Source organism: Arthrobacter echini (assembly GCF_008107445.1).
Lineage (GTDB): Bacteria > Actinomycetota > Actinomycetes > Actinomycetales > Micrococcaceae > Arthrobacter_D > Arthrobacter_D echini_A.
This window is the reverse complement of sequence record NZ_VSLD01000007.1, coordinates 119,461-132,147: the sequence shown is the minus strand read 5'-3', so window position 1 is coordinate 132,147 and position 12,687 is coordinate 119,461. Positions and strand designations below refer to the sequence as shown.

15 protein-coding genes are annotated in these 12,687 nt (G+C 69.3%); 7 read left to right on the top strand and 8 right to left on the bottom strand.

Annotation, left to right across the window (positions count from 1 at the left end; genetic code table 11):
* Positions 1–12: 12 nt before the first annotated feature.
* Entirely contained in the window at positions 13–1,038 is a 1,026-nt protein-coding gene (gene galE / locus FQ377_RS12850; protein ID WP_148601661.1) for a UDP-glucose 4-epimerase GalE, read from the bottom strand.
* A 149-nt stretch (positions 1,039–1,187) separates the two neighbouring features.
* On the opposite strand from galE, the gene FQ377_RS12845 reads away from it, so the two are divergent.
* Positions 1,188–1,802 (top strand): hypothetical protein, encoded by a 615-nt coding sequence (locus FQ377_RS12845; RefSeq protein WP_148601660.1) that lies wholly within the window; start codon positions 1,188–1,190, stop codon positions 1,800–1,802.
* Positions 1,803–1,866: 64 nt separating this feature from the next.
* On the opposite strand, the gene FQ377_RS12840 is transcribed toward FQ377_RS12845, so the two are convergent.
* The gene (locus tag FQ377_RS12840; protein ID WP_148601659.1) at positions 1,867–2,721 is read right to left on the bottom strand and encodes a hypothetical protein; all 855 of its coding nucleotides are present in this window, start codon (positions 2,719–2,721) and stop codon (positions 1,867–1,869) included.
* 3 nt (positions 2,722–2,724) lie between these two features.
* Positions 2,725–3,735 (bottom strand): 2,3,4,5-tetrahydropyridine-2,6-dicarboxylate N-succinyltransferase, encoded by a 1,011-nt coding sequence (gene dapD, locus FQ377_RS12835; protein WP_148601658.1) that lies wholly within the window; start codon positions 3,733–3,735, stop codon positions 2,725–2,727.
* Positions 3,736–3,767: 32 nt separating this feature from the next.
* Here dapD and dapE point away from each other — a divergent pair, with 32 nt between their 5' ends.
* Positions 3,768–4,859: a succinyl-diaminopimelate desuccinylase gene (gene dapE / locus FQ377_RS12830; RefSeq protein WP_148601657.1), complete on the top strand. Its 1,092-nt coding sequence runs from the start codon at positions 3,768–3,770 to the stop codon at positions 4,857–4,859.
* A 35-nt stretch (positions 4,860–4,894) separates the two neighbouring features.
* Here dapE and FQ377_RS12825 read toward each other — a convergent pair whose 3' ends face one another.
* The 4 genes from FQ377_RS12825 to FQ377_RS12810 form a co-directional block, all read right to left on the bottom strand.
* Positions 4,895–5,764 (bottom strand): amino acid ABC transporter permease, encoded by an 870-nt coding sequence (locus FQ377_RS12825; RefSeq protein ID WP_148601656.1) that lies wholly within the window; start codon positions 5,762–5,764, stop codon positions 4,895–4,897.
* A complete protein-coding gene (locus FQ377_RS12820; protein WP_148601655.1) occupies positions 5,761–6,438 on the bottom strand; it encodes an amino acid ABC transporter permease in 678 nt (225 codons plus the stop codon). The genes FQ377_RS12825 and FQ377_RS12820 overlap by 4 nt, the downstream gene beginning before the upstream one ends.
* Positions 6,439–6,516: 78 nt before the next feature.
* Positions 6,517–7,359 carry a glutamate ABC transporter substrate-binding protein gene (locus tag FQ377_RS12815; protein ID WP_148601654.1) on the bottom strand — a complete coding sequence of 281 codons (843 nt, stop codon included), beginning with the start codon at positions 7,357–7,359 and terminating at the stop codon, positions 6,517–6,519.
* Between the two features lie 55 nt (positions 7,360–7,414).
* Positions 7,415–8,191: an amino acid ABC transporter ATP-binding protein gene (locus FQ377_RS12810; RefSeq protein ID WP_148601653.1), complete on the bottom strand. Its 777-nt coding sequence runs from the start codon at positions 8,189–8,191 to the stop codon at positions 7,415–7,417.
* A gap of 124 nt (positions 8,192–8,315) precedes the next feature.
* Between FQ377_RS12810 and FQ377_RS12805 the strand changes: the two genes are divergently transcribed.
* From FQ377_RS12805 to FQ377_RS12785, 5 genes are all read left to right on the top strand, one after another.
* Complete coding sequence (locus FQ377_RS12805; RefSeq protein WP_395858492.1) at positions 8,316–9,122, top strand: LOG family protein; 807 nt, start codon at positions 8,316–8,318, stop codon at positions 9,120–9,122.
* A 35-nt stretch (positions 9,123–9,157) separates the two neighbouring features.
* On the top strand, positions 9,158–9,532 hold the full coding sequence (locus FQ377_RS12800; protein WP_148601651.1) for a DivIVA domain-containing protein: 375 nt from the start codon (positions 9,158–9,160) through the stop codon (positions 9,530–9,532).
* Positions 9,529–10,152: a DNA-3-methyladenine glycosylase I gene (locus FQ377_RS12795; protein ID WP_148601650.1), complete on the top strand. Its 624-nt coding sequence runs from the start codon at positions 9,529–9,531 to the stop codon at positions 10,150–10,152. The genes FQ377_RS12800 and FQ377_RS12795 overlap by 4 nt, the downstream gene beginning before the upstream one ends.
* Positions 10,149–11,414: a hypothetical protein gene (locus tag FQ377_RS12790; RefSeq protein WP_262364456.1), complete on the top strand. Its 1,266-nt coding sequence runs from the start codon at positions 10,149–10,151 to the stop codon at positions 11,412–11,414. The genes FQ377_RS12795 and FQ377_RS12790 overlap by 4 nt, the downstream gene beginning before the upstream one ends.
* A 171-nt stretch (positions 11,415–11,585) precedes the next feature.
* Positions 11,586–11,753, top strand: a complete 168-nt coding sequence (locus tag FQ377_RS12785; protein WP_087076540.1) for a DUF3117 domain-containing protein — start codon at positions 11,586–11,588, stop codon at positions 11,751–11,753.
* Positions 11,754–11,789: 36 nt separating this feature from the next.
* On the opposite strand, the gene FQ377_RS12780 is transcribed toward FQ377_RS12785, so the two are convergent.
* Positions 11,790–12,428, bottom strand: coding sequence for an O-methyltransferase (locus FQ377_RS12780; RefSeq protein WP_148601649.1), 639 nt, complete (start codon positions 12,426–12,428; stop codon positions 11,790–11,792).
* Between the last annotated feature and the right edge of the window lie 259 nt (positions 12,429–12,687).

The following is a 12,687-nucleotide window of genomic DNA, read 5'->3' as shown; positions in this document are numbered from 1 at the left end:
GGTCCGGGTCGGTCAGCCGTTCCCGGACGGCGCGTAGCCCAGCGGATTGTTCTTCTGCCACCGCCAGTGGTCCTCGCACATCTGCGCCAGGGTGCGGCCCGCGGACCAGCCGAGATCCGCGAGGGCCGACGACGGGTCCGCGTAGCTGACGGCGGCGTCACCGGGGCGGCGGGGCGCGAACTCGTAGGGGATGTCCTTGCCCACGGCGTCCGAGAACGCGCCGAGGACCTCCAGCACGGAGGAGCCCGTGCCGGTCCCCAGGTTCCAGGTGTGGACACCGTCGTGGGCCACGAGGTAGTCCAGCGCTGCCAGATGTCCCTCGGCGAGATCGACCACATGGATGTAGTCGCGCACGCCGGTGCCGTCCGGTGTGGGGTAGTCGTTGCCGAAGATGCGCACCGTCTCCCGCCGGCCCACGGCCACCTGGGCCACGAAGGGCAGCAGATTGTTCGGGATGCCGGTGGGATCCTCGCCGATGGTGCCCGATGCGTGCGCGCCCACCGGGTTGAAGTAGCGCAGGAGGGCGATGGTCCAGCGCGGATCCGACGCACCGAGGTCCGAGAGGATGTCCTCGATCTGCTCCTTGGTGCGTCCGTACGGGTTCACGGCGTCCAGGGGGAGCTTCTCCGTGAGGGGCACCTCGACGGAGGTGCCGTACACGGTGGCGGAGGAGCTGAACACGAGGGTGCGCACCCCGACGTCGTCCATGACCCGCAGCAGGTTCAGCGTGCCGCCCACATTGTTGTGGTAGTAGTACAGCGGTTTCTCGACCGACTCGCCGACCGCTTTGAGCCCCGCGAAGTGGATCACGGCGTCCACCTGTTCCTCGGCGAAGATCTCCCGCAGACGGGCCTCGTCGAGCAGATCCGCCCGATGGAAGGCGGGGGCACGGCCGGCCAGTGACGCCACCCGCTCGAGGGAGGTCTCCGTGGAGTTCAGCAGGTTGTCCACCACGACGACGTCGTGGCCGTTCTCGAGCAGGGTCAGGACCGTGTGGGAACCGATGTAGCCGCTGCCACCGGTGACGAGGATCTTCATCCCTCCATCCTAGGTCGGGTGCCGGGACCGTCGCCTGCCCGCAGACGGGTGGCCGAAATCCCCGGCTGCGGTGTGGCCGGGCCCCGCTCTGGAACGTGGGGCGCCGTGGGTCTACCCTTGGAGCAGCCTGACTGGTCCGAAGGAGGCCCATGTCGTACTCCGACGCCGGCTACAGCGCCTATTTCACGGTCGATACGTCCGAAGTGCTCCTGGTTGCCCTGTATCTGCGCGACTGTGCGGGACTCACGACGTCGGGGCGCCCGACCCTCCCGCCGGCCGTCCCGGCGGTGCGCGTCATGGATCACCACCGCCTCGCGGAGCCGCTGGGCGGGGACGCTGCTCTGAGGGTGGAGTGGGAGGCCTGGTGGCACGGCCTGCTCCGGAACCGGATCGTCGACGCCGTGCTCCCTGTCCCTCCCCGTTTCGACGCCCTCGACGGCATGGAGGCGCTCAAGGCCCTGCTGCGCGCCCACGTCGGGGCGGCCATGGAGTGGGCGCAGGAACGTTGCGCCGACTACGCGCTGCACGCGGGCTCGCGCGGTGCCGGGAGCATGGAGGGCGTACTCGCCGCGATGCTGCAGGAACGCGAGCTGGAACTCGGGCGTGCGGCGCGCCGATTCACGCTGGAGCTGGTGGAGCTCCCGCTCGGCGTCCGTCGGGCCTGGTGGGTGGAGCCCGACAAGCTCCTGCTGGGGCAGGAGCTTTTCGACGACGAGAGATCCTTCCGCAGCTATGTGGAGCCGGTCATCAGGATGCTCGCCTGACGGCAACCCCGGCGTGCAGCCTGACGAGCGGCGGTCCGACGCGGGGCCGCTCCGTGGCGTGGACTCACTGCGCCACGTCGATGGTCAGGGTGGCGGGCTGCGTCGTCGTCGAGGTCCATCCCTGTCCGGTGCGCGTCCACTCCAGACCCGCATAGCGGACCGAGGTGATGTGCAGGGCGGAGGCGTTCGCCACGGCCCACTGGGCAACGGCCCAGCCCACGGTCTCCTCCGCTTCCAGGACCAGCTGCCGGCCGTCGGCGATCCCCCCGAGGGGACCGAAGACCTCGTTCGCCGAGCTGGAGACCGACAGGGCGTCACCGGTACCGCCCGGCGTGCGGAGCGAGCAGTCGAGGGCGGCCGGGGAGTTCCCGGTCAGCGCGGACGCGAACGCGCGCCCTTCCGGCTCGTGGTCCGCGTAGGCCTCCGGGTAGGCGGAGCGCTGCACCCGCTGCGCGGCCTCGGTGATGGGCATCGACTCGTACCCGGGAACCTGCACCAGGGCGTCGTAGAAGGCACCCACCGCGTACAGGGGCATCATGATCTGCTCCTCGGTGCCCCAGCCCTGTGACGGTCGCTGCTGGAAGAGGCCGCGGGAGTCCGGTCCGGCGTCGTCCCCGTAGTCGATGTTCTCCAGCCGCGATTCCTGGAACGCCGTGGCGATCGCGATCGAGGCAGCCCTGGCGGGCAGTCCGCGACCGACGGCGACGCCGGCGATCAAAGCGGCGTTCTCCGTCTGCGTCGGCGAGAGGTCGAAGGTCTCCGTGCCCACGGTTGCCGTGCAGCGCTCGCGGACGAGCATGTCGCCGCCGCCCGCCTGGGTGATGACCACAGCTCCTCCGACCACCACGAGGAGCCCGGCGAGGACGGCGCCGGTCCATCGTCGGCGCCGGCGGGCACGGGAGCCAGCGCTCGGCGTCATGGGTCAGTTCGCGTGCAGGGCCGGATTGAGGGCGATGCCGTGGCCGGTACGGGGGCGGGCCTCCACCACACCGGTTGCCGAGTTGCGCAGGAACAGGATGCCGTCCTCGCCCGAGAGCTCGCGGGCCTTGACGAACGAGCCGTCCTGCAGCATGACCTTGGTGCCCGACGTCAGGTACAGGCCCGCCTCGACCACGCAGTCGTCGCCCAGGGAGATGCCCACCCCGGACTCGGCGCCGAGCAGGCAGCGCTCGCCGAGGGTGATGCGTGCCGTCCCGCCACCGGAGAGGGTGCCCATGATCGAGGCTCCGCCGCCGATGTCCGATCCGTCGCCCACGACGACCCCTGCCGAGATGCGGCCCTCCACCATGGAGTGGCCGAGCGTCCCCGCGTTGAAGTTCACGAAGCCCTCGTGCATCACGGTGGTGCCCTCGGCGAGGTGTGCCCCCAGGCGTACCCGATCGGCATCCGCGATCCGAACGCCCGCCGGGACCACGTAGTCGGTCATGCGGGGAAATTTGTCGACGCCGTGGACGGACACGGGCCCGCGGGCGCGCAGCGCGGCGCGGACGATCTCGAAGCCCTGGACGGCGGTGGGTCCGTGGTTGGTCCAGACGACGTTCGCGAGCAGGCCGAAGATGCCGTCCAGATTGATCGTGTTCGGCCGCACGAGCCGGTGGGAGAGCAGCTGGAGCCGCAGGTAGGCGTCCTCGGTGCTCGTGGGGGCGGTGTCGGGATCGACGGTCAGTTCGACGACGCGCTGCGTCACCTTCCGCGCGTCGTCGGCGCCCTCCCGGGCCAGACCCTCCAGGGTGGCGCGGAGCTCCGCCTGGTCGGGTTCCGCGGAGTCGGGTTCGGAGTCGGTGCCGTCCGTCTCACGGGGGCCTTCCAGGAGCCAGGGGGCGGGGAACCAGGTGTCGAGCACCGAACCGTCGGCCGCCACCGTCGCGAGACCGGTTCCGCCGGCCGAGCGCCGGGTGCCGTCAGGGGAGGGCGTGGGCAGGGGGGAAGTCATGGCTGCAGTCTACCGAGCGATAGTGTTGCGCCATGATCCAGACCCCCGCCCCGGAGCTCGATCCCACCTCCGACGTGGCCCAGCTGACAGCCCGCCTGATCGACATCGGGAGTGTCTCGGGCAACGAGAAGGCCGTCGCCGACGCCGTGGAGGAGGCCCTGAGGGGTCTCGATCAGCTCGAGGTGGTGCGGGATGGCGACTGCGTGCTGGCGCGGACGACGCTCGGGCGTGGCGAGCGCGTGATCCTGGCCGGTCACCTCGACACCGTGCCCCTCCCGACGACGCCGGGCGCGCGCGGCACGGTGCCCTCGACCTGGGAGGGCGAAACCCTGTACGGCCGGGGGGCCACGGACATGAAGGGCGGCGTCGCGGTCCAGCTGGCGCTCGCCGCCACGCTCACCGCCCCGAGCCGGGACATCACTTTCATCTTCTACGATCACGAGGAGGTCGAGGCATCCCTCAGCGGTCTCGGCCGGGTCGCTGCGTCCCGTCCGGACTGGCTGGCCGCCGACTTCGCCGTCCTGCTCGAACCGACGGACGGGACGGTGGAGGGCGGGTGCAACGGTACCGCCCGCTTCGACGTCCGTGTTGCAGGGAAGGCTTCCCACTCCGCCCGTGCCTGGATGGGTGTCAACGCCATCCACGGCGCCGCGGAGATTCTCGGGCGTCTCCGCGACCACGAGCCCGCCACCGTGCACGTGGACGGCCTCGACTACCGCGAGAGCCTGAACGCCGTGCGGATCACCGGCGGAACGGCCGGCAACGTCATCCCGGACAGCACTGTCATCGAGGTCAACTACCGCTTCGCCCCGGACAAGACTCCCGATGACGCGGAGGCGTACGTGCGGGCGCTGCTGGAGGGCTTCGACGTGGAGCGGACCGACGCCGCGGCCGGCGCCCGTCCCGGGCTGCAGCATCCCGCCGCGGCCGCCTTCGTGGCCGCCGTCGGCGCCGACCCGAAACCGAAATACGGCTGGACCGACGTGGCACGCTTCAGTGCCCTCGGCATCCCCGCCGTGAACTTCGGCCCGGGGGATGCCCTGCTGGCGCACACCGACGACGAGCACGTCCACGCCGACGCGATCCGTGCCTGCCTCGCCGCACTGCTGACCTGGCTGGCCTGACCACGCCTCGATCGAGCCGGCGGTGAGGAGCAGGCTCAGGTCGAGGCGGGATCCATCACGACCACGTCCTTCGCGGCGGGTTTGCCGGCCCTGGTCCTGAACGTCAGCAGGGAGGACAGCCGGGTGGCCAGACTGGACAGCGCGAAGTTGATCAGGATGAAGATGGTCGCCGCGACGAGCAGCGACGGGATCACGTTGCCCTCCCCGACACCCAGCCGCCTCGTGTACTGCAGCAGTTCCGGATAAGTGATGATGTAGCCGAGCGCCGAGTCCTTCAGGATGACCACGAACTGGCTGATGAGGGCCGGCAGCATCGCGATCAGTGCCTGTGGCACCTCGATGTTCCGCAGCGACTGGTTCCGGGTCAGGCCGATCGCCATGCCTGCCTCGCGCTGGCCCTTCGGCAGCCCGTAGACGCCGGAGCGGACGAGCTCCGCGATCACCGAGCCGTTGTAGAGCGTGAGTGCGAGGATCACGGCGATCAGCGGCGCGTCCTGCGGCTCTACCGCCCCGGACCGTCCGAGCGCGAGCCAGAAGAAGATCATCATCAGCAGGACCGGGACGGCCCGGAGGAACTCGACCACGACGCCGGCGATCCAGCGGATTGGGGCGAGGTGGGAGAGCCGGCCGATCCCGAACACCAGGCCGAACGTGACGGAGGTGAGGATCGCGATGCCGGCGGCCTTGAGGGTGCTGAGCAGGCCCGGGAGAATGAAGAACTCCCAGGTTCGCCCCTCGAGGAACGGCGTCCACATGCTTGCCGCGAACTGCCCCTTCCCCGCGAGGGCGGACACCACCCAGGCGAGGATCGCGAGCACGATCAGGACGCCGACGATGTTGCAGATCAGGATGATTCGGCGGGTACGCGGCCCGGGGGCGTCGAACAGGACCTGCTGGGCGCTCATCGTGCCACCGCCAGTTTCCGGGAGGCCCAGGTGGTCAGGAGCCCGATGGGGATCACCAGGATCACGAATCCGAGGGCGAAGGTGAGGAAGATGGGTATCACGAGATCCGAGCGGAATTCGATCATGGTCTTCATGAGGCTCGAGGACTCGGCGGCCACGGAGCCGGCCGCCGCCACCGTGGAGTTCTTGATCAGGGCGATCAGGACGTTCCCCAGGGGAGCGATGGCACCACGGAAGGCCTGCGGCAGGATGATCAGCCGGGCGGCCGGGAGGAAGCCCAGGCCGATGGCCCTGGCTGCCTCGGCCTGGCCGAGGGGAACGGTGTTGACGCCGCTGCGGATGGCCTCGCAGACGAAGGCCGCGTGATACAGGGACAGGCCGACGATCGCGATCCGGAACAGGCTCAGATTGAGGTCGTCCGCCAGACTGATCTGCATCACGGAGAACAGACCGAGGAACCCGAAGGCGAGGATGATCGTCAGGGGTGTGTTGCGGAAGATGTTGACGTAGGCCGCGCCGAACCACTGCAGACTGAGGATGGGGGAGATGCGGAAGAGCGCAAGGACTGTGCCCAGGGCCAGCGCCCAGATCGCGGACCAGAAGGACAGCTGGATGTTGACCCAGAACGCAGCGGGTACGTCGTACGTCTCGAAGAGGGACAGGTAGCTCTCCACGGATCACCCCTTATCTGTTGAGGAACACGGCTGTGGTGGGGCCACCCGTCACGGGTGACCCCACCAGGGGACGGACGGCTACGCGCAGTCGTCGGGCTCCGGGGGATTCAGATCCTCGTTGTAGCTGTAGTCGGCACCTTCCGTGTTCGCGGTGAGCGCTTCCTCCCAGTCGCCCTCATCGATCATCTTGGTGATGGCGGCGTTGATGTCCTCACACTGGTCACTGTCCTGGGGCAGTCCCACACCGTACTTCTCCTCGGAGAACGTGTTGCCGACCACCTTGAACTTGCCGGCGTTGGCCTCCTGCGCGGCGAGACCCGCCAGGATGATGTCGTCGGTGGTGACGGCATCGATCTGTCCGCCGCCCATCGCCGTGACGCACTCGGCGTAGCCCGGCTGCTCCACGAGCTGCACACCCGGGTACTGGTCCTTGATCTTCTGCGCCGAGGTGGAGCCGGTGACCGAGCACAGGTTCTTGCCCTCGAGATCCTCCGGACCGGTGATGTCGCTGTCGGTGGGGACCAGCAGATCCTGCCCGGCGATGAAGTAGGGACCTGCGAAGGCGACGGTCTCCTTGCGGGTATCGGTGATGGAGTAGGTCGCGAAGATCATGTCCACCTGGTCGTTCGCCAGCATGTTCTCGCGGTTCGCGGAGGGGGACTCCACGAACTCGATCTGGTCCTCGGAGTAGCCGAGTTCGTTGGCCACGTACTTGGCGACGTCGACGTCGAACCCGGAGTACGATCCGCCCTCGTTGTAGCCGAGGCCCGGCTGGTCGAACTTGATGCCGATGCGGACCACCTCGCCGCCGGCGTCGCCACTCTCTCCGGAGGAACTGGCGTCGTCGCCTCCACCACAGGCGGACAGGGTCAGTGCGGCCGCGGCAGCCATCGCGGCTGCTGCGTAACGGGTCTTGCGCATTGGCTCTCCTTGCGTTGTGGCCCTCACGAAGGCCTCGAGTGGTCGGGTGTACGGGTCAGTGCGCGAGGATCTTGCCGAGGAAGTCCTTGGCGCGATCGGTCTGCGGATTGGTGAAGAACTCCTCCGGCGTCGCCTGTTCCATGATCTCGCCGTCGGCCATGAAGATCACGCGGTCGGCGGCCTTGCGGGCGAAACCCATCTCGTGGGTCACCACGATCATCGTCATGCCCTCCTTGGCGAGCAGGACCATCGCATCGAGGACCTCGGTGATCATCTCCGGGTCGAGGGCCGAGGTGGGCTCGTCGAACAGCATCACCTTGGGCTGCATGGCCAGCGCACGCGCGATGGCCACGCGCTGCTGCTGGCCGCCGGAGAGCTGTGCGGGCAGTTTCTGCGCCTGGTTCTCGACGCCCACCCGGGAGAGCAGCGACATGGCCAGCTCCTTCGCGGCGGCGCCCTTCATGCCCTTGACCTTCATGGGACCGAGGGTCACGTTCTCCAGGATGGACTTGTGGGCGAACAGATTGAAGGACTGGAAGACCATCCCCACGTCCGCACGCAGTTTCGCCAGGCCCTGGCCCTCGGCGGGGAGGACCTTCCCGTCGATGGTGATCTCGCCGTCGTCGATCGTCTCCAGGCGGTTGATGGCCCGGCACAGCGTCGACTTGCCCGACCCGGACGGGCCGATGACCACCACGACCTCGCCGCGGGAGACCTCCAGATTGATGTCGCGGAGCACATGCAGCTCACCGAAATGCTTGTTGACGTTCTTCAGCCGGACCAGCGGACCCGCCGGGGTCGACGGTCCGGTCGGCTGAGGCTCAGGTGTCATGGGAGAAATCTAGCGAACAATCCGGGGGTGTCACTACGCAGCAGCCCGAAGTGGTCAATCGTGATCCAAGAGCAACCAAGCCTGCGGCGCTGCGTGAGGGCGGGCGCCGGGGGTTCGCTAGCCTGTGGGGATGTCTTCCTTCCAGCGTCCCTCGCCCGACGACGGCAGCGCGTCCTCCGGGCCCGCTGCGTCCACTCCCTCCACCAGGCGCAAGGGCTCCGTGGTCTTGCGGCGTGGTCAGGCGACGGGTGCGCAGGCCGACAGTATCCTGCTCGACGACCACGGCTCGGGCGCCTTCACCCACACCGATCCCTGGCGTGTGCTGCGGATCCAGAGCGAGTTCGTGGAGGGATTCGGGGCGCTCGCGGAGCTGGGACCGGCCATCAGCGTCTTCGGGTCCGCGCGGACCGCTCGGGAGTCGCGCTACTACGCGATGGGCGAGGAGGTGGGTCGGCTGCTCGTGCAGGCCGGGTTCGCCGTGATCACCGGAGGTGGTCCGGGCACCATGGAGGCGGCCAACAAGGGGGCGTGCGAGGAGGGCGGCATCTCCGTGGGGCTCGGAATCGAGCTGCCCTTCGAAGCCGGCATGAACGAGTGGGTGGATCTGGGCGTCAACTTCCGCTACTTCTTCGCACGGAAGACGATGTTCGTGAAGTACGCGAGCGGCTTCGTGGTGCTGCCCGGCGGCTACGGCACACTCGACGAACTGTTCGAGGCGATGACCCTGGTCCAGACCCAGAAGGTGACCTCGTTCCCGATCGTGCTGGTCGGGGTGGACTACTGGGGGCCCCTGCTCGACTGGCTCCGGGCAACGCTGGTGGCCGAGGGGACGATCGCGGAGAAGGACCTCTCGCTCGTGCAGCTGGTCGACACGGCGGAGGAAGCGGTACGGATCATGACGACGTCGGCGGGAAGCCCGGGCGACGCCTGAGCACAGCGCTCCGCCTCCTCTGGCACCATTGCGGTGTGACTATCTTCCTGGTGATCCTCGCGATCCTGCTGGTGGGGGGAACGGCCGTGCTGGCGTCGGGTCGTCCGCTGCCGTCCTGGGCCGGCCGGCGTCGTCCCGGCTCGGCGGTGTCCCGGTCCGAGGACAGGGACGTATCGGGCGGCGGCGACCTCGGCCTGGTCCACCCCGTGGCCTCCCTGCCGCCGGTGCTGCTGCCGACACAGGTCTCGGCGAGGGACGTCGACGCCGTCCGCTTCGGTCTCGGTCTGCGCGGCTACCGGATGGACCAGGTGGACGAGGTGCTGGACAGGCTCGCTACTACGATCACCGAACGCGACGAGGAGATCCTGCACCTGCGCGCGCGGCTGGCGGAACGGGACGCCGTCCGGTGAGCCCTGCGGTCCCCGGGTCGGACGGGCGGCCCCGGTGCGGCTGGGCCGTCTCCAGTGCCGAGTACGAGCGTTACCACGACGAGGAGTGGGGCAGGCCGGTCCGCAGCGAACAGGGACTGTACGAGCGCCTGAGCCTCGAGGCCTTCCAGTCGGGACTGAGCTGGATCACCATCCTGCGGAAGCGACCGGCCTTCCGCCGGGCGTTCGCCGCCTTCGACCCGGACACCGTCGCGGCGTTCGGGACCGAGGACGTCGAGCGGCTCATGGCGGACACGGGTATCGTCCGGAACCGCCGCAAGATCGAGGCGACCATCGTCAACGCCCGGGCGCTCCTGGCGCTGCCGGCGGGGACGAGCCTCGGCGCGATCCTTCAGGCACACCGCCCCCCGGCCGGTCCTGCGCCCATGGATCTCTCGGACGTACCGGCGAGCACGCCCGGAAGCATCGCACTCGCCCGGGAGCTCCGGACGCTGGGGTTCCGCTTCGTCGGGCCGATCACGGCCTACGCCATGCTGCAGGCCACGGGCTATGTCGACGATCACCTCCGGGACTGCTGGGTGCGCGGCGGGGCCGCGACGGCCGAGAGCGACGATCCACCCGGCGACCCGCTGCGGCGATGACCCGTCCGCTGAGCCGCCCGTTGAGTCGTTCGCCGAGTCGTCCGCCGGGCCGCGCGCTGAGCCGCGCCGTGGCCGTGCGGTCCGTCGTCGGATCGCAGGGAACCTGGGTGGTCCAGGTCCTGGTGGTCTTCGTCGTGGGACGCCTCGTCTCCACCGGCCTCCTCCTGCTTTCTGCCGCCCGGCAGGGCCCCAGCCCATGGTCCGGCCCCGCCCCCGGCTACGGCGTCTTCATCAACTACTGGGACAGCGGCTGGTACGAGCGGATCTTCCGGGAGGGCTATCCTGCGGAGCTGCCGCGTGGCGCGCTCGGCTCCGTCGAGCCCAATCAGTGGGCCTTCTACCCGCTCTTCCCGGGACTCGTCCGTGGGCTCGACGCGGTCACGGGACTGGGCTGGGGGGTCCTGGCACCAAGCGTGGCACTGGCGGCGTCCGCCGGAGCCTCGCTGGTGATCTACAGGCTCTTCCGCCTCCGCGCCGGCCACGGGTCCGCCCTGGCAGGTGTCGCCCTCGTCTCCTTCGCACCCGTGGCAGCGATCCTGCAGGTCCCCTACGCTGAGTCCCTCCTGCTGCTCCTGCTGGCATCGGCGCTGTACCTCGTGTCCACTCACCACTACTATGCGGCGATGCCCGTGGTGGTGCTCATGGGCCTGGCGCGCCCGGTGGGGGTGCCGTTCGCGCTCGCCGTCGGGCTCCTCGTCCTCCACGCGGTCTGGCGGGCCCGTACCGCTGGTGGGTCGGCTGAGCGCCACCGTGCCACCTGGCAGGTGCTGCCCCTGTTCCTCCTCGGCGTGGTGTCCTCCCTCGCGGCGATCACCTGGCCGGCGGTGGCCTGGATCACGACCGGGGAGCGCGACGCATACGTGGCGACGGAGACGGCCTGGCGCGAGGAAGCACTCGTGCCGTTCGTGCCCTGGTTCGCCACGCCCGCTGCGCTGCTCGGACCGGTAGCCGCAGGGCTCCTGGTGTTCGCACTCCTGCTCGCGGTGGCGGGGCTCTTCCTGGCACCGGCGGTGCGATCCCTCGGCCCGGTCCTGTGGTCGTGGTGCGCGGGCTACCTGCTCTATCTGGCGGCCTTCTGGGATCCGCAGTCCAGCACCTGGCGGATCCTCCTGCCGCTGTTCCCGCTCGCTCTCGCCGCCGTCCCCCGCGGACCACGCCAGCTGTGGGTCCTGGTGCCTGTCTCGGTGGTGCTCCAGCTCCTCTGGGTGGACTGGTTCTGGGGCTGGACCCCGTCCGGTCCGGATGGGGATTTTCCGCCCTAGTCCCGGCGGATGTGATCCACGCCCCATCCGAATTAGCAGGTGCACGGCTTGTACTGAATAATGGAATCGATGATGTGCACCGCCGACCCCCTCGGGGAACCGGCTCGGGGCACCGTTTACTGATGCGTGGACCGCTGCCGGCGGTTGCGCCCTGTTGAAAGGGATCCCCCTATGGCTGCCATGAAACCGCGTACCGGCGATGGACCGATGGAAGTCACCAAGGAGGGGCGCAGCCTCATCATGCGGGTCCCGATCGACGGCGGTGGCCGGCTGGTCGTCGAGCTCAACGCGGAAGAGGCGGGCAAGCTCAAGGACTGCCTCCTGACCGTCACGACCTAGAGCCGCCGCCCGGGCCGGGGACACCGGCCCGGGTGATCAGGGACGTTGCTTGACGGCCAGGAGAAGTCCCGTGCCGGTGGGCAGGAGCGCCGAGACCAGGGTCTCGTTCTCGCGGACCAGTCTGCCGACCTGGCGCAGGGTGGTTGTGGAGGCCTCGCGCACGGCGGGCTCGGGCACCCGGTCCTGATCGAGTGCGTCGTTGACGATGAGCATGCCACCCTCCTTCAGCAGACGCGTGGCCTGCTCCACGTACCCGGGAAGTCCTGCCTTGTCGGCGTCGAGGAACACGAGGTCGTAGGCCCGGTCCGTCAGTCGCGGCAGCACGTCCGAGGCCCGCCCGGAGATCGTCCGGGTGCGGTTCGTGGGGATGCCCGCTTCCGCGTAGGCCTCCCTCGCGGCACGGAGGTGGTCCACATCGGCATCGATGGTGGTCAGGACGGCCTGGCGCCCCAGCCCCCGCAATAGGCAGACTCCGGATACTCCCGCACCCGCCCCGACCTCGACCGCGGTGGAGGCCTTCGACGCGGCAGCGAGGACGGTCAGGGCAGCGCCGACAGCGGGCGTGACCGGGGAGACTCCGAGTTCATGGGACCGCTCGCGCGCCCGGAGGAGGATGTCGTCCTCGTCGGGGAGCCCTTCCGTATAGGACCAGCTGCTGTGTTTGTCGGCGGCCATGGACTTCCCTTCGTTCTACGCCGCGCGGGAGGTGCCCTGCGCGCGGCCGGTGATTGGTGGCGGGCCGGAGCCCGGACTCAACACTACTGTGCCCTGCACGGCTTCGAAGGAGAGCATGCCCTGCATCGGAGCTCCTGTCCCCTCGTGAGCATTGCCCTCGGCGAATGACGGACCGGGCACGACCGACGCTGCCAGCCAGTTCCCAGCTTGGTGCGAAAGTCTTCTCGTGCTGGACATCCACCAGCGGAGCAGTGCCGAA

Bases quoted from the DNA above. Each gene is read 5' to 3' on its own strand.
- galE (WP_148601661.1), bottom strand. From the start codon at position 1,038: ATGAAGATCCTCGTCACCGGTGGCAGCGGCTACATCGGTTCCCACACG.
- FQ377_RS12845 (WP_148601660.1), top strand. From the start codon at position 1,188: ATGTCGTACTCCGACGCCGGCTACAGCGCCTATTTCACGGTCGATACG.
- FQ377_RS12840 (WP_148601659.1), bottom strand. From the start codon at position 2,721: ATGACGCCGAGCGCTGGCTCCCGTGCCCGCCGGCGCCGACGATGGACC.
- dapD (WP_148601658.1), bottom strand. From the start codon at position 3,735: ATGACTTCCCCCCTGCCCACGCCCTCCCCTGACGGCACCCGGCGCTCG.
- dapE (WP_148601657.1), top strand. From the start codon at position 3,768: ATGATCCAGACCCCCGCCCCGGAGCTCGATCCCACCTCCGACGTGGCC.
- FQ377_RS12825 (WP_148601656.1), bottom strand. From the start codon at position 5,764: ATGAGCGCCCAGCAGGTCCTGTTCGACGCCCCCGGGCCGCGTACCCGC.
- FQ377_RS12815 (WP_148601654.1), bottom strand. From the start codon at position 7,359: ATGCGCAAGACCCGTTACGCAGCAGCCGCGATGGCTGCCGCGGCCGCA.
- FQ377_RS12810 (WP_148601653.1), bottom strand. From the start codon at position 8,191: ATGACACCTGAGCCTCAGCCGACCGGACCGTCGACCCCGGCGGGTCCG.
- FQ377_RS12790 (WP_262364456.1), top strand. From the start codon at position 10,149: ATGACCCGTCCGCTGAGCCGCCCGTTGAGTCGTTCGCCGAGTCGTCCG.
- FQ377_RS12785 (WP_087076540.1), top strand. From the start codon at position 11,586: ATGGCTGCCATGAAACCGCGTACCGGCGATGGACCGATGGAAGTCACC.
- FQ377_RS12780 (WP_148601649.1), bottom strand. From the start codon at position 12,428: ATGGCCGCCGACAAACACAGCAGCTGGTCCTATACGGAAGGGCTCCCC.